The organism is Chryseobacterium oranimense, assembly GCF_900129755.1.
Taxonomy (GTDB): Bacteria; Bacteroidota; Bacteroidia; order Flavobacteriales; family Weeksellaceae; genus Chryseobacterium; species Chryseobacterium oranimense.
This window is the reverse complement of the sequence record NZ_FQWT01000001.1, coordinates 600,459-621,552: the sequence shown is the minus strand read 5'-3', so window position 1 is coordinate 621,552 and position 21,094 is coordinate 600,459. Positions and strand designations below refer to the sequence as shown.

Genomic DNA, 21,094 nt, shown 5'->3' with positions numbered 1-21,094 from the left:
CAGATCCCCGTTTTCTTTTCATAGTACGCCTCGTGGCAAATGGATACCTTTAGTTCTGATAATGCTTTCTGACACCTTTGGAGCTTGCTGCTTTTTTTCAGTTTGTTCCGCAGGTTCTTCTACTTGTTTAACAGGTTCTATGGAAAGCTGTATTTTCCTTTCTACGGCAGCCAGTTCAGTTTTAAGTTCGCTTAAACGGGTTTCTTTAGACCACGTACCGTTAACCACTTCCTGAAGCACAGGCAAATCTTTTTGGAACTCGGCAATATTCTCCTGTTCCTTTTTAATATAGACAGGCAGCTTTTCCAAAGCCCTTAAAAAATTCAGTGATGCCGTTTCGGGGTCTTTTGCCATAACACCGTTATTGAACGTGTATTTGATATTGCCCTCGCCCTGTACAAAAAATCGGTTCACACGAATATCCACGCCCTCTTTTTGGGAAACTTCGGTTTTTACCAATAGCTGAAAACCATACAGGCTACCGATTTCTTCATAATCGCCTCCTGTACGTGCTTTGTCCGCAAGCTGGTTAAGTTTTGCACCCGTCTGTTTTACATCGGCATTCGGCGATAAACCGTCCAGCACAAGAGCATTTACAACCGTACCGTCCTGCCGTTTTTGTAACCGTTGCTCTAAGTTTCCCCAATCAAGGCTCATACGGTCAAAGCGTGATTGGGCTTTGTCAAGTTCGGCTGTATAGTCTTCCAATTTATATTTGGCACTGTATTTAGAACGACTGTAAGCCTGCTTTTCGCTTTCCAGTCCGGCAATCTGCTTTTCTATTTTGGCTTTATCCAGCAAGTCGGTATTTCCTGAGAGAATTGCTACATATTCCGAGAAGTTCATACCCGATTTTTCGTCCATACTACCCTCGTCAAGGGTACGCTTACCGAGATTATTATTCTTTAGCTGGTCGATAAAAAGCTGTTTGTTGAATAGCAGGTTGAACTTATAGCTGTCCAGTGATTTTTCTACGGCATAGATAATTACTTGTACTTTGTTGTCCGCAAAATGCTTTGCAATTTCATTGCCTTTTCGGATAGCCCGCCCGTCCCTTTGGGCAAGGTCGCTCGGTCGCCACGGTGTATCCAAATGGTGTACGGCAACGGCTCTTTTCTGTGCGTTTACGCCAGTGCCGAGCATACTTGTTGAACCGAACAGCACACGGATTTTGCCCTCGTTCATTCCTTTGATAAGTTCCTTACGCTGCTTATCATTCTTAGCTTCCTGTATAAACCGGACTTCGTGTGGAGGTATGTTGTGGTCTTCCACGAGCTTGCGTTTAATTTCAGAATATACATTCCATTCACCCGGTTTATAAGTACCTAAATCCGAGAAAATGAACTGCGTTCCTTTTTGCGCATTGTATTGGTGGTAATACTTCGCAATGTTAGCGGCACAATGAGAAGCCTTGTTGTCGGGGTGGTCTTCATAAATATCGCTTACCATTCGCATATCCAACGACATTTTACGGGCGTAGTCCGTAGCAATCAGCATTTTTGCTTTTTCTTCCCGTTGAGAAAGCGGCTCTCTTCCTAATAAAGTGGCATTGCCCGTTTTGGCAAACTGCATCAGGCTTTGGATAAATGCTTCCTGGTCGGGAGTTGGCGGTATGTTGTATAACACCTCATTCTTTTCGGGGCGGTCAATTCCAATATCTTTCGCTGTACGGTAATCCGTGATTTCGGAATAGAATTGAGCCAGTTCCGGTACTTTGATAAAATAGCGGAAACGTTCTTTCGCCACGATATTATTAGCCACCGAAAATTCATAATCGGTGGTCTTACGGGCGTAAATAGCCGCCCACGCATCAAAAGAATGAATGCCTTGCTTTGCCAATGCTCTTGGGCGTAGGTATTTAAACAGCAGATACAACTCTGTCAGTGAATTGCTGATGGTTGTACCCGAAAGAAAAGTAGCACCCATATCCGCATCAATACGGTCTTGGATAGTGCGAATGGCAAAGAGCAGGTTCAAAGCCTTTAGGCTTCCGTCCATATTTCCCAATCCGGCAACCCTTGAATGGCGTGTATTAAAAATGAGGTTTTTAAACTGGTGGCTTTCATCCACAAACAAATGGTCTATGCCCATCATTTTGAAGTCCACCACATCATCTTTACGGTTCTCAATATCGTGTTGCAGGGTTTTCAGCTTTACTTCGAGATTTTCTTTTTGCTTTATCGCTCCGGCAAGCATCCCTCTGGTAACTTCATTTCCTTGCGATTGCAGCACATCGAGGTTACGCTCCACACTGTCCAGTTCTATTTCGAGAATTTCCTTTTGCATTTCGGGCGATTGCGGTATCATAGAAAATTGGTCGTGTGTGAGTATCACGCAATCCCAATCGTTGTTTTTAATATCACCAAAAATCCGCAAGCGTTTTTTAGGCGTAAAATCGTCAATGCCCGGATAGAGTATTTTAGCGTGCGGATAGGCGGTTCTATATGCTTCGGCAATTTCGGGTACGTTCGCTTTCAGCCCGATAATCATTGGTTTGTGAGCCAGCCCCAACCGCTTCATTTCCTGTGCTGCCGTACACATTACCAGCGTTTTTCCTGCACCTACTTCGTGGTCGCAGATAGCACCGTTGTTGAGCTTAATCATCCAAACGGTGTCCTTTTGGCTATCATACAGGTCTTGGATTTTTAACCCCTTGCGGTCTAATCCCGGAAACTCCTGATGTGTTCCGTTATAATTCGGTCGGACGAAACAGTTAAAGGTATCATTGTATTGGTCGGTCAGCCTGTTTTTAAACTCATTGTTTTGGGCGTGGAGCCACTCTGTAAAGGCAGTTCGGATTTCGTCAATCTTGGTGTTTGCCATTTGAATGGCTTCCATATCCCTAACCTTTACTTCCTTATCATCTATTGTGATTTTCTTGGTAATATCAGGCGTAGTATTGACAAGGGCGTGCCTCAGCAGGTTAATCCCGTCAAACGTTCTGCTCTCTGCCTTAACAGCATATTTGTCCCATATATGCACATTCTTCTGTCCACAGGTTACAGAAAAGTCATCGGAGCTTTCGGAATAATGTACACGCACATCCGTATCGAAAAGATGCGAAGCAAAACGGGCATAAACGCCAGTCGGTATCCAGCGTTCGCCGAGGTTAAAGTCCAGCTCTTCAAATTCAATTCGTCTTGGGCGGGCTTCTTCCAAAGCAGTAAGGCTTTCTTTGGCTTGGGCATCATCGGGATTGTTTTCGAGGTAGTTTCTTACATCCGCCGCTTTTTCTACCACGTTACCTGCAATCCAGCGTTCGGCGATTTCATATTCCTGTTGCAAAGGGTTATAGAAAATCCTGCCGTGTAAGGCTTCTTTCAGCACATCGGCAGTCATATTGCTCACTTCGGACATATAGTCCAAATCCACACTTCCGTATTTGTTCAGCGATGCCGCCAACGCTTCATCGGGATTGTCGGTAGCTAATGTTGTGATGGAAAAGCTGACCGGACGGCTGAATATATCCGCTTTGTGTACCACGCCGCCCACCACACGCTCCAGATAAGGCATTTCCTTTCCGGCACTGTCCGTTTTAATGAGCTTGATATTATCGGCGCTATTCAGATTGCCATACCTTTTGATAAAGGCATCGTACAATCGGTTAAGGTTTTCCCTTTCTTCTTTGTGTTCAGTTTGGTGCTGTGCTTCTTTGGTATAAAGCTGTTGGTAAACATCACGTACCTGTATATACGCTTCGGCTCTTGCTTTTTGCGTAGGAGGTAATTGCAACGGGTGGAAGACAGCCGTACCGTCTGCGGTATCTACACTTTGCAGATAACCCACCCAGCCATTATCTACCACAAGGCAATCGTTTCGGTGGAACGATTGCAGTTCGTTACTAAACGGCGCAGGTTCGGGAATGGCGGCAAGAACGGCTACGGGAATGGCTGGCTTATCAGCTTGGCCATTCCCGTTTTGTTGCGAAAACAAATCGCCGATTACTTCCTGTTCTTTGCCATTAAATGTTTTATTGCCATTTGAAACAGGAAGCGTGTAAGGTTGCTGCATTGCAGAACTGAACAGGTCGGGCTGGCGACTGATAGGCATTCGTTTTCTCTGGCTGGTCTGTCTTTTGGCTGATGTTGCTTTTTTTGGCGGAGCAAGGACAGCCACAGTTTCACCTGTATTTTCAAATAGGTCGAAAATGCTTAGCTGTTTTAATTCCTGCGGACTTTCCTGTCTTATCACAGGTGTCGTAAAAAGCTGTTGCTGGGGCTGAATGATTTCACGCTCAACAATGGGAGGCGGAATTACCGGCGTTGGAATTTGTATAAAAGGTTCATCGTGTTGTTCGCCTTTGTATAAAGACAAATTCAGGTGGTTACCAAAATCTTCGGAAAGCATCTCTTTGAGGGCATTTGCAATGCCCTCAACGCCGTCTTTGTGTGTATAGATTAATGCAGGTTGCCCGTAAGGGTCAGTATCTACTTTCCAATGCGTATGTATAATTCTTGTACCGTCCTCAAATAAAGCATTGCTGGGTGTACCATATCCTGTTTTGTTGCTTTGGCAAAACAATTCTTCCGCTTCGGTCAAATTTGGTTTTGCTGTATTCTTTTGCAGGATTATCAGGTCAGAGCCAACCTCTGTACCTGCATAATCTGTAAACAGATTGTTGGGTAAGCGGATAGCTGAAACCAAATTGTTGTTTTCCATTAATGCCCTGCGTATCGGCTCATTATTCGGGCTGTTCAAAATCCCCTGTGAGGTAATGAAAGCCTGCAAACCACCTTCTCGGAGCATATCATTTCCTTTCAAAAAGAAATAGTTATGAATGCTTCGGGCAGCTTGCTCCTTTGCGGGGTTTCTACTTCGGGAGTATGAAAGGTCAAATACAGAGGTATCACCGAACGGGATATTGCTGGCAACAACATCGTAACTGCTTTGTTCCTTTTCGGGGATTTCCTCAAAACCGCTTATGCGGATATTATTTGCGGGATAAAGCTGCTTTAGGATTTTGCCCGTTAGCAAATCTTTTTCGTAAGCAGTAACATTGGCTTTTTGATTTTCCGAAAAGGATTGTATAAATGAGCCGATACCTGCGGAGGGTTCGAGGAATTTATCAATCTTCAAACCGCTATCACGCAATACGGAAGAAACGGCATCTATAACCTCCGGCGGTGTGTAGAATGCTGTGAGTACGGAGCTTCGCATACTGTCCACAAATCGTTTGTATTGCTTTTCGTCTGTGGCATTTTCTTTTAAAACCTGATGCAGCTCCTGCGTAATAGAGAAAAGGTCGTGTTCGGTCTTTCTCCAATTGTTGATGTCCATCTCATATTCAACGGGGTTCAGAACGAATTTAAGACCGCCAAATCCGCTGTATTGCATCATTAGCAGTCTTTCGCCTACGGTGGCTTGTCGGTTCTCCTTTTCCAGTTTAAAAGCAATTCGCAGGGCATCAATATTCTGTTGGAGATGTTGCTTTTTACTGAAGCCCATTTTCGGTTATCCATATTGCGATGGTTCCCGTTATTTCGGTGTAGAGTACATCAAACTCATAACCGTAGGCGAAATCATCGGTCAGTTTATATTTGGCAAAAACAGGCTCGCAAACACGGAACATTTTCAGGGCAAATGGTCGAAGTTCCTCGTCTGCCATTAGGGTATCGAACTCATTGCAGACCACCTGAAAAATGGTATCGAACCTTGAAAAATGTAAGCCCTCAAAGAGAATGTAATTGGCTATTTCGTTGCACTGCTCAATAGCGTTTCCCGAACTGAAAGCACCCTCGTAAGCATTGGCAGCCCACGAAGAACGCTGGTCGATAAATTTGTGGTCGCTGGCTTTTTCAGGAAAGCCTGAATTAAGATGTTCTTGTAGTCGTAATCTGTAATACGACAAGTCTTTTTGCTGTGTACTCATACTATAATTTTGTTTAGAATTTTGCTTGAAGCCTAAAATTATAGCGGTAGATAAGTGCCTTTGAAGAAGTGGCAGGGTTTGGCTTTGTGTGGCAGGATTTGTCGCAATGAGCAATAAAAAACCTCTGAAAATTCAGAGGTTCATTTTATGGATTGTTTAGAATTTGGAGCATCCTGCCGACCTCAATATCCATTCTCGAAAAGGCAAACCATTTTTTGCCCAGGTCTTTGAGAGATGCCCCGATGTGGTATAGTTCTGCATTATCAATAATCAAAAAGCGGTCGTGAGCATCGGAGAAAACCTCAATTTCAATCGGAGCATACTGGCTGTTGTACCGTTGTACATCCAGCCGTAGCTGATTGCTGATAGTTTTGGTATAGATTGTAGCGGTTACATTTTCCTTGCGCTTGCCCAGCAAAGTCAGCACTGTATCGTCCACGTAGTTATCCAGCAGGATAATGGAGCTTTTGGCACTTCGTACAATATCCGACACAAAGGCGTAAGCATCGAAAACCTGACCGTTGTAGAAGATGCCATTTTCGCTGTGGAGCTTGTCGCTTTCCAATGCCTTAAAGATTTCCTCAAATTTTTGGTCGGCTTGTAGTTGTTTCAGTTCTATATTATTCAAACGATGAAACAGCGAAGCATTGCTGATAAGCATTTTCCGCATTTCTACAAAGGCATTCATAATCTCAATGCTGACCTTTACCGCTATATCACTTCGCAACAATGCGGACATCATTGCCACTCCTTGCTCACAAAATGCAAAGGGTAGCGTACGCCTCCCGCCCCGTCCAACGTTTGAAGTGCCAAATTGGTACTTCAAAGATTTTACTTCCTGTTCGCTAAGCTGAAAGCAAAAAGTTTCGGGAAAGCGGTTTTGGTTTCTCTTTACAACCCTGTTTAGGGCTTTTGTTTCTACCTGATAGAGCATTGCTAAATCAGCATCAAGAATAACTTGCTTATCCCTAATGGTATGGATAAGCGGTGCTATTTCCTTTTGGGATATGGTAATATCGGTCATTATCTTTTTGGCTTTTTATTATCAAACTCAAAAGAGGTTTTGCAATCGGCATCCAATACGATATAAGCATCGAATTTCTTTCCTGCCTTGCTTTTCATTCCTTTGATAAGATTGGTTTTCCCTTTATTCACAAGGTTTTCAATATCGGAAATACTGATTTGCACTTCGCACACATTGCGAAACTGTATCCAGCCGCAAACTTCATCGGAGCATTTAACAATCTTATCACGGATAATAAGCTGTTGGCTTTTACATTTCGGACAAACCAATTTAGGGAGGCTGTTTTGAGCAATGGAGGTTTGCAGCAATTCATCGGTAATGGACTTTGCAAAGGTTTCCGTTTCCTTTTGAAAACTTCCGGCATTCGCTTCGTTGTTCTCAATTTTCTGCAAAGCGAGTTCCCATTCTGCGGTCATAGCCACGTCCGCAATTTTTCGGTCTTTAACCAATTCGTAAACCTGCAATCCTTTTTCGGTTGGTATTAAAGATTTTTTTTCTCGTTGGATATAGTTACGGGTAAACAGTGTTTCGATAATGGCGGCTCTTGTAGCCGGAGTACCGATACCGATGTTTTGCAGGGCTTTCCGTTCTTCTTCGTTTTCGATTTCCTTACCTGCGGTTTCCATAGCCGACAAAAGCCCAGCTTCGGTATAAAGCACAGGAGGTTTGGTTTTCTTTTCGAGAATGGCAGCTTCTTTTATTTTAAGTTCATCGCCTTTTTTCAATTCGGGCAAATCCTGTATAGGTTCTGCATCATCTTCCGAAAAATTACCCTTAATCATACGCCAGCCTGCTTCCAAAATTTTACAGCCTTTTACGGTGAAATCATAGTGCATTGCCTGTAAGGAAACATCGGTTATTTCTTTGATGCAGGCTTGCGAAATGGCTTCGAGCAGGCGAAAGGCAATCATATCATACACCGCATTTTCGTCTGCACTCAAAACGGACGGGACTTTATCTGTAATCAACAATCCGTGGTGGTCGGTAACACGCAAATCATTTACAATACGCTTATTGAAACGCCCCCATTTAATTTTGGATAAAGCAGCTTTGCAGGTTTCCCTGTTCTGCAATGCCCTCACGAGGTTGGGAATTTCAGCCCACATATCTTCGGGGATGTATTTGCTCCCGGTACGTGGATAGGTAATGAATTTCTTTTCGTACAGGCTTTGAGCAATATTCAAAGTTTTTTCAGCAGAGAGGTTCAGCTTTTTGTTGGCTTCCTTTTGCAAGCCTGTGAGGTCAAAAAGCAAAGGCGGCTGCTCCGTTATATTCTTATTTTCTACGGAAGTAACTGTTACAGTATTACCATTCCTTTCAATAGATTTTAATGTATCATCTGCCAGCTTTTTATCCTGCCATTTGGTAGCAGAAATACTTTTAAAATCAATTTGCTCTTTGGAGTGGGATAATTGTATCTGCCAATATTTCTGTACGGCGAAATTCTTGTTATCTATATACCGTTTGCAAATCAAAGCCAGTGTAGGCGTTTGCACTCTTCCGAGCGAATAAATACCGTTGCCTGCGGCAATGCTCAATGCCTGTGTAGCATTGATGCCTACGAGCCAATCGGCACGGCTTCTGCCTTGTGCCGCCTGATATAATCCGTCAAATTCCTTTCCGTCTTTTAGGTTGTCAAAGCCCTGTTTAATGGCTTTTTCGGTCAGCGAGCTTATCCAAAGCCGTTTAAAGGGCTTACAGCATTTCAGATACTCATAAATGTACCGAAAGATGAGTTCGCCCTCACGACCTGCATCGGTTGCCACGATGAGGCTTTCACTTTGGTTAAACAGTTTTTCAATCACTTTTAGCTGTTTCAATGCACCAGCATCGGCTTGATAGCCTTTGTCTTTTTTGACTTTGCGAACGGTCAGCATAAAAGGGTTTGGAAGTATCGGCAAGGATGCTTTGTCAAACCCCGAAATGCCGTAATCTTCGGGCATTCCCAATCCTATCAGATGTCCGAATGCCCACGTAACAAAATAGCCGTTACCCGTAAGGTAGCCGTCCTTTTTATCGGATGCTCCCACAAGTCCGGCTATTTCCCTTGCTACGCTTGGTTTTTCTGCAATAATTGTTTTCATTATTCACTATCTTTTTACGCCTTTGGATTTTGCAGGTGCTTTGGGTTTGTTCTGTTGTTCCTGCTGTTTTTCATTTTTGGGTGTTTGCTGCCCCGATTTCAAAGGCTCTTTGATATTCTTGGTTGCTTCGTTGGTTTTTCCCTCGGAATTAACCGCAGTCTGCGTTTTGTGGGCTTCGGTTGGTTTCGCTTGGGCTTTGAGCTTGTCGGGATTTTGGAACGAGAAATCTGTTTTGCCAGTTTCTTTGTTGAGCGTGATGTAGCCCTGATATTTTTGTCCTTTTTTATCTATCAGACCATCTATATAAACAGTTTGTCCAGCTTTGAACTTATTGTATTGTTCATCATCAAGTTCCTTACCTCTAAAAGTTCTCGGAGCTTCCTGCGGTTGGCTTTGCTGATTGTTCTGCCGGTTTTCTTGTGTTTGCTGATTATTGTTACTTCTATCAAACAGAAACTCAACATATCTTTTATCCGCATTAAACTGTACATTGGCACTAAACTCATCGCCCTTTTTAGAAATCATTCCTTCCAAATAAAGCGATTTGCCTTCCATCAAGGTTTGTTTTTGCTCATCGTTCAATTTTACACCCTTAATCTCATCGGGAATTTTGACAAATTCGGTCTTCAGGGCAATCAGCTCATTGGTTAGCCTGTCCACGCTGATAATTGACGGCATCAATTCGCCTGTCTTGGAATTGGTCAAGTCAACCACACGACCCATATTCCCCGTTTCGAGCAGGTTTTTCTTATCCTCATCGGTAAACTTGTGTCCGAAAAACTCAAAGTTCAGGTTAGGCTCTTTCCTGATACCGTGTATCGCTGCCACTACGGTTCCGTCCGGTGCAGTCTGTAAAGACAAACGGGCATCTGTGCGAACAATAGCCCCGCCGAGGTTTACGCTTACAGGTACAAGGTCATTGGTCTTGTAACCTCTTAGCAACGGGTCTAAAAGGTTCATTTTTTCAAGGCGTTCTTTGCCTATTCCGAGATTGTTCATTGTTTCCCAATCAATCTGTTCCGGCTTGTAGCGGTATTCGCTGGTATCCGGTGTTGTCTGTGTTGTTGCCATATCATTTTTATTTTCTTGTTTTTGTTCATTTTCGGGTTCGGCTTTTACCTCGTTCTTTTTCATTTCCTTTTCGCCTTCGGGTGTAGGATTATCTACCTGCTTTTGCATTTCCTTAGCCTTATCTACGGCTTCATCAGCCGATACTTTGAAGAATGAAAAATTGGTCGGATTTTTTAACTGCCTCCAAAAGTTAGAGAAGAAGTTGGAGAACAAATCGCCGTGCTTATCCACACGCATAAACTGGCTTTGGTTTTCCTTTGTGGGGTCAGTAGTCTTCAATTTGCCGTTTTCGTCTATGCCGGTAACCGCCTGTATTTTATTCTTTTGCTTATCCAATACCAGTAATATATCCGATAACTGTTCGGGAGTTTGCTGTTTGTTTTCTGTTTCTTCGCTCATAATCTGAATATTTTAAAGTTCAAATGCCGAATGTATATGAAGCGTTTGCTCACTTGCCTGATATGGCAGTCAAAGGCAGTGTTTGTCATCCATTGGCGTTCAGTTTGGGTAAAGGCGGATTAAAACTTTCCCTGATGAACTGATGCACGTCAGACAGTTTGTAATACAGTTTGCCACTTATGGTGTAATAGGGCAACTTGCCGATGGAGCGATACCGTTGCAGGGAACGGTTGCTGATTTTCAGCATTTGCAGTAAATCCTGATTGTCGAGCAATTCCTCTCCGTCAATGCTGTTGCGTTTCTTTTGTAAGCTGTCTATATTGTCGCCCAGCATATCGAGGCGTTCCATTAGGCGTTCCATCCACGCCAAAAATTCCATTCTGTCAATGTTCATAACCGCACGTTTTAAGATTTACCTGATTTCAGCTTTCTACCTTTCTTGATATAGCTTTTGCCTTTTGCCATAAGCTCCTGTACAAATTCATCATTGCTTTGTATAGCATTGGCATTGAGCATATCCTTGATTGCTCCAATCGTATAGAAGTATTGCCCGTAAAGTTTTGAATAAGCTATTTCGCCTTTGGTACGCATACGCCACAAAGTCTTTTCGCTGATGTGCAGGTATTGGCATACCTCGTGGTTGTTCAGCCACAAGTCATCGTAGCTTGTATCATTTAACCTTTTGAGATAATCGGCAATCGCATTGATACGGCTGTTGAGCTGTTGCCACGCTTCTTCTTCGATAGTGATTATTTTCATTGCATTGCTATTAATGTTCACAATGCAAAATTGCTAAGGGTGGCAAAGTTTGTCTGCCAATGTCTGCCAATTGGTTTGACGGTTTTTTGAAAATTTTTGCAATCGGGAAAAACCCTTGTTTAATAAGGGTTTCGAGGGCTTTTGAATTATTAACTACGTTATTTTGCCTTCATTTGCCAATTGGCAGATATGGGTAAAAAAAAGCAGTACACATAAATGTACTGCTTTGAACCAATGCCTTTTAATAGTCAAAGGTCTTTATCCATATATTCTTCCAATGAAACTTTAAGCTGGTCTAAAAATGCCGTTCGGGAACCTGCACGGGTTTTCATTCTGTGGAAAGCGTGATGTATATCATTTACAGGAGTTCGGAACAGGATTTGAAAAATCAAAGCCAGTTTTCTGATACCGATACTTCCGTGTGAGATAGAACTGGAAGCATACAGGGCATATATCAGTTCGATAAGTGCGTTTTGCGAATTAGTCCACGAAATATCCTTATTCACATCGTCATTTAGTAAAACGAAGTCAGGATTTTCTTCGGGATTGATTTTGTTTAGCAAATAAGTATAGAGTAGTTCATTGGCAATAATATGGGCTATTTTGTTATCGTAATAAGTGGAAAAGCTAAGGTCTATTTCAAAAACTCCGCTATTTAAACCATCGTGGTAATTAATTTTTCCGAGCATAAAATAGCTGTGGTCACGGTCTGTTCTTCCTGCACGGTAGTACCTGTAAAAATAGGTATTGCAAATACTCTCCTTATATTCTGATTTGAGAGATTTTAATTCATTCTCGTAATAACTCTGATGTATTTTCCCTGTGCTGACCGGACAGGTCGTTTCAAATCGAAATACTTTATTGTAGTAGATGAGCTTTCCTAAGATTTGGGGTTTGATGTTCTTAAAAAAGTTAATTTCCTGCTGTTCGTTCTTAAACCCACTTTGCACAATCTTGGCTTTTACTTTAAGAAGCATTTCATTCAGGAATAAGGTCATTTGATACGCCTTTTCCGCCGTTGGCATCAAATCGGAAGCGAGTTTATCTTCTTGATACCTTATTTGCGATAATATTTTACTCAACAGGATTTCCATAGCTTAGTCTTTTAAAAGTTATCACTATCTGTTTCGGAATTACATCTATTGATGATGAACCAAAATTTGGAAAATATACTGGAATAAATATCACAGGTTCCCCACAGTGGGGGAATTTTTTTTCATAATTTTTGTATGAGAGGAAAGAAAAAAAGGGTAAAGCACCTATGTACTTTACCCTTTATTTTTTTATATTTGCAGTATTGATTTACAAGGTAATCAGATGAAAGCGAGTGCAGTAAGCACCATTACTAAATCGTTACCGATTGGATTTCCCACTCTTGTAAACTACTCTTTATTAGCCACTTTGGGCTATATTAATCTTTTTTAATGAAAATATGAACTGGACAGTAGAAAAAGGAACCTACAGAATTATGGTTGGAAATTCCTCCAAAAATCTCCCTTTAAAACAGAATATTGAAATAGAATAGTTTTCTTGTTAATATGGATTTACCCTTTTGTAAAGCCTGCTGACAGAAGATCGGCGTGAAAGTATTAAACTCTGGTATGATATATGTAATAGGTATTGCAAAACCTGAATGAATTGAATGGAAATTAATTAATCATTTGAAATCATTCTTAAAAATAAAATGTCATGAAAAAGTTTTTTATATCAACCGTATTGTTACTAGGTTTATCGATGAGTGTGAATGCCCAGAAACGACCGCCGGCACCTCCACACCCTTCCAAAAGTGAACTGATCAGTATTAAATCGCGTGAGCTGGACAAAAAATACAATACAGAAAAGAAACTGATTATGAGTCATCCGCTTGCGACAAAAAAGATGAAGAGAGATCAGATGAAGGCTTTAAATGAAAGATACAGAACTGAGAAAAGATTACTTAAAAAGATGTAATGTTAAGACTATTAATATTAAATCCGTTTTACAAGCAGTAAAACGGATTTTTTATTTCTAATATAACTTTCTTGCCAACAGCAGATTCAGAAGAAAAGTTCCCGTCCAGTTACTGTTGTTTACGTTGCTTCCTATAAAGTCTATACGAGAAACCGAAACAGTAAGTCTTGTTCTCCCTGAAGTTCCGTTGTTGGCCAGACTTACAAATGAAGCCGTGAAAACATCCGGAAAGCTGGAATTGTTTCCTGCCGTTAAAATAGGATACATATTGCTGACATTAAAGGGAGTTCCCTGATATTCATAAACAAGAGTCATACGGCTCGCATTGGAATAAGTGGAAGTATGGGCATAGGTAACAGAGCTTTTACTGATTACCCACCATGCATCTGTCCCTGTTCCTGTATCATAGGTTGATACCGTATGATTGGACCAGTCGGCAACAGGGGAGGAGCCGTTGGCATGCGGAGGAATTAGAAGCTGTATTCCGTAAATTTCTACATTGCTCGGCTTGGGAAGAACGGTAAAAGAAAGGTCCCATGTTCCCCCGCTGGTATTACTGTTGTTTACAACTTCGGCATATGCCCCGGTGGGAATTACAAAAGATGAAACAGGATTATTATCGATCCTTAATGTATTACCACTCGATGCCTGGAGCGTAATACTGGAGGTTGAAATATTTTTAATCTTATAAATTCTTCCTGAATAGCTCGTTGTACCGGTTCCGATGACAGGAAGGGTGAAAGTCGTATTACCCGTTCCATCGTATGTCAGATAATGATCCGTGGCGGTGATGGAGTAAGTGGCTGCTGTAATTTGCTTATAATCGGCACCCAAAGATCCTGCAACTGCTAAAGTACTGTTAGGTGTTGAGGTTTTAATACCAACCTGTGCATTAAAAAACAAAGTCATTATAGAAAATACGGGAATAAAAATATTGCTTTTCATTTATTTAATTTTATATAAACTTATGAAATTATTTTAATATATTGATTTATAATTGGTTATTTTTTTTAATTATTATATTGAATTGCATGTGTAATTTCAATATTGCTTTATCTGTTTAATTCAATAAAACATTTCCATTTAATTTAAAAAGAGATAAAAAAGGATATAAATTAAAATAGTGGATACAATGAAGTTAACCTTCAGTGAAATATGAATGGCAGAACATAGAACATCCAATATTTTTCCTTAAATTCGCATAAAATTTTTAAAATAATGAACTACGATATCATTGTCATCGGAAGCGGTCCTGGCGGTTATGTTACAGCGATCAGAGCAGCACAATTGGGTTTCAAAACTGCAATTATCGAGAAAGAAAACTTAGGGGGAATCTGCCTGAACTGGGGATGTATTCCTACGAAAGCTTTGTTGAAATCTGCTCAGGTTTTTCATTATATCAACCATGCTGAAGACTATGGTCTGAATAAAGTGGAAGGAAGCTTTGAATTTCCAAACGTAATCCAGAGAAGCCGTGGCGTAGCCAACAAAATGAGCAAAGGAATTGAATTCCTGATGAAGAAGAACAAGATTGATGTAATTCTTGGGACAGCTAAAGTTCAGAAAGGTAAAAAAGTTTCTGTTACAGATAAAGACGGTAAAGTAACTGAATATGCAGCAGAAAATATCATTATTGCGACGGGTGCACGTTCAAGAGAACTTCCTAACCTTCCTCAGGACGGTAAAAAAGTAATCGGATACAGACAGGCACTGTCTCTTCCTGAGCAGCCGAAATCTATGATCGTTGTAGGTTCAGGAGCTATCGGGGTAGAATTTGCCGACTTCTATAATACAATGGGAACCAAAGTAACCATTGTAGAATTCATGCCAAATATTGTTCCTGTAGAAGATGAAGAAATCTCTAAACACCTGGAAAAATCTCTTAAGAAGACAGGAATCGAGATTATGACCAATGCATCAGTAGAAAGCGTTGATACAAGCGGAGAAGGCGTAAAAGCAACGGTAAAAACAGCAAACGGTAATATTACCCTTGAAGCTGATATTTTACTTTCTGCCGTAGGTATTGCTGCCAATATTGAAAATATCGGACTGGAAGAAGTAGGAATCCAGACAGATAAAGGAAGAGTTTTAGTGAACGAATGGTACGAAACTTCAGTTCCGGGTTACTATGCAATCGGTGATCTTATTCCTACACAGGCTTTGGCACACGTTGCTTCTGCTGAAGGAATCACTTGCGTTGAAAAAATCAAGGGACTGCATGTTGAGAAAATCGACTACGGTAATATCCCTGGATGTACATACTGCCACCCTGAAGTAGCCTCTGTAGGTCTTACGGAAAAGCAGGCTAAAGAAAAAGGATACGAAATCAAAGTAGGTAAATTCCCACTTTCTGCGAGCGGTAAAGCAACTGCTAACGGAAATACAGACGGATTTATCAAAGTAATCTTTGATGCTAAATACGGTGAGTGGTTAGGATGCCACATGATCGGGGAAGGAGTTACAGATATGGTTGCAGAAGCAGTAGTGGCAAGAAAACTTGAAACAACAGGCCATGAGATCATCAAATCGATCCACCCGCACCCGACTGTTTCTGAAGCAATTATGGAAGCGGCAGCAGCAGCTTACGGTGAAGTAATCCACATCTAAGATCAGTCTTAGCACTTCATATTTAATAAGGTCTAGGATCTTTATATACCAACCACAGGCATTTGTCTGTGGTTTTTTTGTAAATTCAGGCAAAATTAAAAAATGAAGAAACATTATATTATTCTTACCCTTTCATTAGCCGGGCTCCTCTCCGCGCAAACAAAAAATGAATTTGTAAGTCCTAATGAGAATCTTATCGCAGAAAATATCCTGCCCATTCCCAAAAGTCTGAATCAGGCTATTAAAAAGTACTCAGAAAGCAGAAACGCAGGTATTGCAGACATTCATCCCAACGGGAAAGAAATCATTACAGTAACCCGTTTTGCATCCACCAATCAGCTGCACAGGATTTCTGTACCGATGGGAGCCAGAAAGCAGATCACTTTTTTTGATGAACCTGTTGGTAATGCATCCTATGAACCTGTAAAAGGAGAATACCTTATTTATACAAAAGATACTGGCGGAAACGAATTCGGGCAGCTTTACAGCCTCGACCTGAAAACCCTGGAATCCAAACTGCTTACCGATGGCGGAAGATCCCAGAACGGTGGGGTAACCTGGAAAAAAGACGGCTCAGGATTCTATTTTTCATCCACCAAAAGAAATGGCGGCGACAGGGATATTTATTATATGAATCCCTTAAAACCGGAAGATACACAGCTTGTTCTTGAAGTAAAAGGCGGCGGCTGGGGGATCTCCGATCTTTCCGAAGACGGTAAAAAGCTTCTGATCTCGGAATATGTTTCGGCCAACGATTCCTATCTGTATCTGTATGATCTGGAAACTAAAAAGCTGGAGCCCATCACGGACCGCAAAGAAAAAGGAGTCGTGCAAAGCGCTGGTGTTTTCAGCAAAAATCCTGATGAAATCTTCTACCTTACAGACCGGAATAATGAATTCAGCAGGCTGGCAGTTTTAAATTTAAAAACCAAAAAAACAGAATACCTGACCTCTTCCATTCCATGGAATGTGGAAAATTATGATCTTTCTAAAGATAAATCCAGACTGGCATTTGTAACCAATGAAAGCGGGATCAATAAATTATATATTATTGATACAACGACCAGAAAATATATGCCGGTAAGCCTGCCGATCGGCCTTATAGGCGGTGTGAAATTTTCCAGCGACGGGAAATCTCTTTATTTCTCCAGATCAGCAGCAGATTCGGGAGCAGATGTTTATAAAATGGACATGGCAACCCGCAATATTGAAAGATGGACGGAAAGTGAACAGGGCGAAATGCAGCCAGCCGATATGTCCGTCCCAAAACTGATAGAATGGAAGAGTTTTGACAATATGAAGATCTCAGGATTCTATTATCCGGTGCCATCAAAATTTACAGGAAAAAGACCGGTGATTATTAATATCCACGGAGGACCGGAAGGTCAGTCTATGGCATCTTCTCTGGGGTCTTCCAATTACTTTACCAATGAAATGGGAGTGGCTTTAATCTATCCGAATGTAAGAGGCTCATCCGGTTTCGGAAAAACATTTATTGCTGCCGATAACTGGGACCTGAGAATGAATTCGGTGAAAGATATAGGCGCCCTTCTGGACTGGATCGCCAAACAGCCTGAGCTGGATAAAGACAGGATCATGATTATGGGCGGGAGCTACGGTGGTTTTATGACTTTAGCCACAGCTTACGAATATGCAGACAAGATCAGATGTTCAGTAGATATTGTTGGAATTTCCGATTTTAATACTTTCCTTAAAAATACTGAAGAATACCGGAGAGATCTTAGAAGGGTAGAATATGGTGACGAGAGAATTCCTAAAATGGCAGAATTCTTCACTAAAATTGCCCCTCTGAATAATATCGACAAGATCAAGAAACCTATGTTCATTATCCAGGGAACCAATGATCCCAGAGTTCCTGTCACAGAAGCTGTTCAGATGAGGGACAAGCTGAAGGCCCAGGGAAAAACAGTATGGTATCTGGAAGCAAAAAATGAAGGCCATGGGTTCAGGAAGAAGGAAAATGTAGATTTTCAACGCCTTGCCGTGATCAGGTTTATGCAGGAATACCTGTTGAAATAATTTTAACATAATATTTATAAAATTTAATCTGAATTTCTCGCCCTGTTTTCTTACATTTATTCTATGAATTTTGAGAGAACAGGGCTGGTTTTGTCAGGAGGCGGTACCAAAGGAATTGCCCATGCAGGAGTTTTAAAATTCTTGAACGAGAAAAATATAGATATAGATGTACTGTCCTGCTGCAGTGCAGGGTCTATTGTGGGATGTCTGTATGCAATAGGAAAAACGCCGGATGAGATCCTGGAATTTTTCAATTCGGTTTATTTTTTCAACTGGAAACATTTTACCTTCAACCAGCCGGGGTTGGTTTCTTCCGTTATTTTCAGGAATTATCTTAAACCGATCTTTCAGGATATGAAGCTTGGAGACCTGGAAAAAGAAGTGAAAATTGTAGCTACGGAACTTGTTTCCGGGACCCAGAAAATATTTGATGAAAACTTTGAAGTGGTGGATGCCATCATTGCTTCATGTTCCATTCCGGGAGTTACAACACCTTATATCATCGGCGATGAAATGTATTGTGACGGAGGTGTCCTGAATAATTTTCCGGCAGATATCATCAGGGATGAATGTGACAAACTTATCGGTGTTTTTGTTTCTCCTCCCCACGATATTGATATCAAAGACCTGAAATCTATCAAAGCCATTGTTTCCCGCTCATACGATCTTCTTTCCTACAGGATAGAAAAAGGAAAATTCGATTATTGCGACTGGTTTATCACTTCACAAAAACTTTCATCCTACGGAACTTTCGAACGCAGGAAAGACCGTCTGGAAGAAATTTTCAATGTAGGCTATAAAGCTGCTGAAGAGAGTTATGAAGCAAGCCGTTTTAATACACATCTGAGACAGGCCTGAACATAATTCCACTCATTAAATTACTTTGTTTAAATTTTTGAATCAAAAAATCCCACAGATTACACAAATTTCAGCGATCCGGAACTTTGTAATCTGTAGGATGAATATAGTTTTTTACAGTTTAAACGCTATTACAGCTTTGATTTTCGCTGTTTTTATTGTTTAACAACGAGGGCATCCTGACGTACCACTTCATTACCGTTTTCATCAGTCACCGTAAGAGTATAAGGTGCTTTGGAAGCAGAATCAGTAAGGTAGTTTCTCCACACCTGATAAGTATACCCCTTATTCACAAAGTTGAAATAGTAATTTCCTCCGGAACCGTCAGGGATGAACTCTCCGTCACTGATGATCATGCTTGGCTTCGAAGTGATCCTGGCATTGGCAGCCCACGACTGGTAAAGGTATTTTCCGTTAGGCTGTTTGTCGATTCTGATCTTGAACTTCTTTGTTTTGATAATTACTGTTTTGGGCACCTTCTGGAAAGGTTGGATATCATTGGAAACAGTAACTGAGTTAAGCACTACAGATGGTTTTTCGATGGCATAGGCTAAAGAAAACTGAGCTGTACAAAAGGCTCCCAGTAAAATCTTTCTGATCATTGCATATTAGGTTATTGGTTAGGGTTACACCCAATCAAATATGAAGCCATTTGATGTTTACTTTAAGATCGTCTCATTGATCCATGCATTCAGTTCCATTGTATTTATGAGGGTTTTCAGGAACCAGACATTTGCTTTATAATCTTTGATATATTGACGCGAATATAAGTTTAACCCTTTTTTTCCATTTAAAGTACTGAGGTGAATATTTTCCCTTAAAAATTCAAGGCGTTTAGTCAGCCATCTTCTTTCATCCGGCGAAGCTGACTGGTGATGCCTGATCAAAACTTCAATAATGGAAACATCAATTCTTTCCGACGTTCTCAGCATCGTATCCAAAGCATTGGTCAGTATTTCATCATTGACGAAATCAATATGGGGCAGATTGTTATCGTTGTTTTGAAACAGGTGTTCAAACTCCACATCACTGAGAAGCTTACGGGCTTCATGCATCAGCTCGGATGCAGGACTGTAACTTTCGTTATTCCTTGTAATAAATACAGCAGGAATATCCATTTTCAGCCGGGTATAAGCTTCTATTTTATGATGTCCGTCCAGTACGAAAGCATTGCACATCTGCGGATCCACATTGTACAAACTATTAAGGATAATGGGTTTCGGGCGGTTTCCTTTTTTAATGAGTTCCATATAATATTGTACTCTTTCTGGATTGATGCTTTTATTTTCCAGAGTATACAGATAATTAAAATCCTTAAAAGGGTAGAACCATCCGGAAAATCTTCGGGTGCCGGCATTTTCATCAGGCAGCGATATAATTGTATGAAAAGTGGAATTCTCAAACGGAATTTCACCCAGATTCACCTGATAGGTTCCATTTTCAAAGAGGGTAAGGAAATCTTCAATTCCCATCATGATTTCTGCTTCTGTTCCTTCTGTAAGTGAACGGTTAAGACGGTCTGCCAATGCTATTTTTTCGTCTTCGGAAAGTTCGGATACAGCATAATATTCACCTACACTTCCCCGGAAGTCCGGCCAGTTAACGGCCACAGGACGCCTGATGATTAAGCAGCTGGCAAAACCATCGTACAGAACTTTGATAATGTCCTGTCCGTGAGTGATGTGGATTTCCATAAAAATTAATTAAGAGACGGCGGTATAGCTTGCAAAAGCCTCTTCCAGACTGTTAAATCTGCCTTTAAATTCGTCAATAGGGCAGTCCTGAAGAATATTCCCTTTGTGAATAAGAATAACACGGGAGCATAATGCTTCCACTTCCTGCATGATGTGAGTAGAAAGCAATACTGTTTTCTGTTGCCCAATCTCTTTCACCACATTTCTGATCTCAATAATCTGGTTAGGATCCAGGCCGTTGGTAGGTTCATCCAGGATCAGCAGGTCTGGCTGATGAATAATAGCCTGGGCAAGTCCCACTCTTTGTTTGTATCCTTTGGATAGCTGCCCGATCTTTTTTGATTTTTCAGGAGTGATGCCAACCAGTTCGATCACTTCATCTACCCTGGCTGGAGAGATTTTGTGGATATTCGCGACAAACTGAAGATACTCTTTCACATACATTTCCAGGTACAGCGGGTTGTTTTCAGGAAGAAAACCTATTTTTTTCTTGCTTTCGATCTCGTTTTCGGAAATATTCATTCCGTTAAAGATAATTTCGCCCTGATCAATTTTTAATGCTCCGACAATGGATTTCATCAGTGTGGATTTTCCTGCTCCGTTTGGACCCAAAAGGCCAATGATCTCATTTTTATCAATAGAAATGTTAATGTTGTCTAGTGCAGTCTGTTCCCCAAATTTTTTGGTTAAATTGATTATCTGAAGCGGCATAATAAGTAATGTCTTTCTGCAAAAGTAA

At 41.1% G+C, this 21,094-nt stretch carries 16 protein-coding genes and 1 pseudogene; 4 read left to right on the top strand and 13 right to left on the bottom strand.

Annotated features, from left to right (window positions below; genetic code table 11):
• Positions 1 to 18: 18 nt before the first annotated feature.
• From BUB03_RS02840 to BUB03_RS02805, 9 genes and pseudogenes are all read right to left on the bottom strand, one after another.
• Positions 19 to 5,445 (bottom strand): N-6 DNA methylase, encoded by a 5,427-nt coding sequence (locus BUB03_RS02840; protein ID WP_024567728.1) that lies wholly within the window; start codon positions 5,443 to 5,445, stop codon positions 19 to 21.
• Positions 5,432 to 5,869, bottom strand: a complete 438-nt coding sequence (locus BUB03_RS02835) for a DUF1896 domain-containing protein (protein WP_024567727.1) — start codon at positions 5,867 to 5,869, stop codon at positions 5,432 to 5,434. Before BUB03_RS02835 ends, BUB03_RS02840 begins: the two co-directional genes overlap by 14 nt.
• Before the next feature lie 145 nt (positions 5,870 to 6,014).
• Positions 6,015 to 6,611 carry a hypothetical protein gene (locus tag BUB03_RS02830; RefSeq protein WP_455550099.1) on the bottom strand — a complete coding sequence of 199 codons (597 nt, stop codon included), beginning with the start codon at positions 6,609 to 6,611 and terminating at the stop codon, positions 6,015 to 6,017.
• A 3-nt stretch (positions 6,612 to 6,614) separates the two neighbouring features.
• Positions 6,615 to 6,893: pseudogene (locus tag BUB03_RS22285) on the bottom strand (ORF6N domain-containing protein); the annotation flags it as partial.
• Positions 6,893 to 8,977 (bottom strand): type IA DNA topoisomerase, encoded by a 2,085-nt coding sequence (locus tag BUB03_RS02825; RefSeq protein WP_002996062.1) that lies wholly within the window; start codon positions 8,975 to 8,977, stop codon positions 6,893 to 6,895. The pseudogene BUB03_RS22285 and the gene BUB03_RS02825, both read right to left, overlap by 1 nt.
• A 6-nt stretch (positions 8,978 to 8,983) precedes the next feature.
• Positions 8,984 to 10,447 (bottom strand): DUF3945 domain-containing protein, encoded by a 1,464-nt coding sequence (locus BUB03_RS02820; protein ID WP_002996066.1) that lies wholly within the window; start codon positions 10,445 to 10,447, stop codon positions 8,984 to 8,986.
• Between the two features lie 85 nt (positions 10,448 to 10,532).
• Entirely contained in the window at positions 10,533 to 10,841 is a 309-nt protein-coding gene (locus BUB03_RS02815) for a helix-turn-helix domain-containing protein (RefSeq protein ID WP_002996071.1), read from the bottom strand.
• 11 nt (positions 10,842 to 10,852) lie between these two features.
• Entirely contained in the window at positions 10,853 to 11,206 is a 354-nt protein-coding gene (locus BUB03_RS02810) for a helix-turn-helix domain-containing protein (RefSeq protein WP_002996076.1), read from the bottom strand.
• Positions 11,207 to 11,454: 248 nt separating this feature from the next.
• Positions 11,455 to 12,300: an RteC domain-containing protein gene (locus BUB03_RS02805; protein ID WP_002996078.1), complete on the bottom strand. Its 846-nt coding sequence runs from the start codon at positions 12,298 to 12,300 to the stop codon at positions 11,455 to 11,457.
• 595 nt (positions 12,301 to 12,895) lie between these two features.
• On the opposite strand from BUB03_RS02805, the gene BUB03_RS02800 reads away from it, so the two are divergent.
• Entirely contained in the window at positions 12,896 to 13,156 is a 261-nt protein-coding gene (locus tag BUB03_RS02800; protein WP_040994089.1) for a hypothetical protein, read from the top strand.
• Positions 13,157 to 13,213: 57 nt separating this feature from the next.
• Here the strand turns inward: BUB03_RS02800 and BUB03_RS02795 are convergent, their stop codons facing one another.
• Positions 13,214 to 14,101, bottom strand: coding sequence for a hypothetical protein (locus BUB03_RS02795; RefSeq protein WP_040994091.1), 888 nt, complete (start codon positions 14,099 to 14,101; stop codon positions 13,214 to 13,216).
• A 273-nt stretch (positions 14,102 to 14,374) separates the two neighbouring features.
• Between BUB03_RS02795 and lpdA the strand changes: the two genes are divergently transcribed.
• From lpdA to BUB03_RS02780, 3 genes are all read left to right on the top strand, one after another.
• A complete protein-coding gene (gene lpdA / locus BUB03_RS02790) occupies positions 14,375 to 15,763 on the top strand; it encodes a dihydrolipoyl dehydrogenase (RefSeq protein ID WP_040994093.1) in 1,389 nt (462 codons plus the stop codon).
• A gap of 102 nt (positions 15,764 to 15,865) precedes the next feature.
• Positions 15,866 to 17,803: a S9 family peptidase gene (locus BUB03_RS02785; protein WP_073060167.1), complete on the top strand. Its 1,938-nt coding sequence runs from the start codon at positions 15,866 to 15,868 to the stop codon at positions 17,801 to 17,803.
• A 63-nt stretch (positions 17,804 to 17,866) separates the two neighbouring features.
• Positions 17,867 to 18,661 (top strand): patatin-like phospholipase family protein, encoded by a 795-nt coding sequence (locus BUB03_RS02780; protein WP_040994097.1) that lies wholly within the window; start codon positions 17,867 to 17,869, stop codon positions 18,659 to 18,661.
• 155 nt (positions 18,662 to 18,816) lie between these two features.
• Here BUB03_RS02780 and BUB03_RS02775 read toward each other — a convergent pair whose 3' ends face one another.
• Genes BUB03_RS02775 through BUB03_RS02765 form a run of 3 tightly spaced genes read right to left on the bottom strand, consistent with a single transcriptional unit; the run spans position 18,817 to position 21,066 of the window.
• Positions 18,817 to 19,263 (bottom strand): hypothetical protein, encoded by a 447-nt coding sequence (locus tag BUB03_RS02775; protein ID WP_073060165.1) that lies wholly within the window; start codon positions 19,261 to 19,263, stop codon positions 18,817 to 18,819.
• 57 nt (positions 19,264 to 19,320) lie between these two features.
• The gene (locus BUB03_RS02770; protein ID WP_073060163.1) at positions 19,321 to 20,355 is read right to left on the bottom strand and encodes a hypothetical protein; all 1,035 of its coding nucleotides are present in this window, start codon (positions 20,353 to 20,355) and stop codon (positions 19,321 to 19,323) included.
• 9 nt (positions 20,356 to 20,364) lie between these two features.
• Complete coding sequence (locus tag BUB03_RS02765) at positions 20,365 to 21,066, bottom strand: ABC transporter ATP-binding protein (protein WP_040994101.1); 702 nt, start codon at positions 21,064 to 21,066, stop codon at positions 20,365 to 20,367.
• Positions 21,067 to 21,094 lie beyond the last annotated feature (28 nt).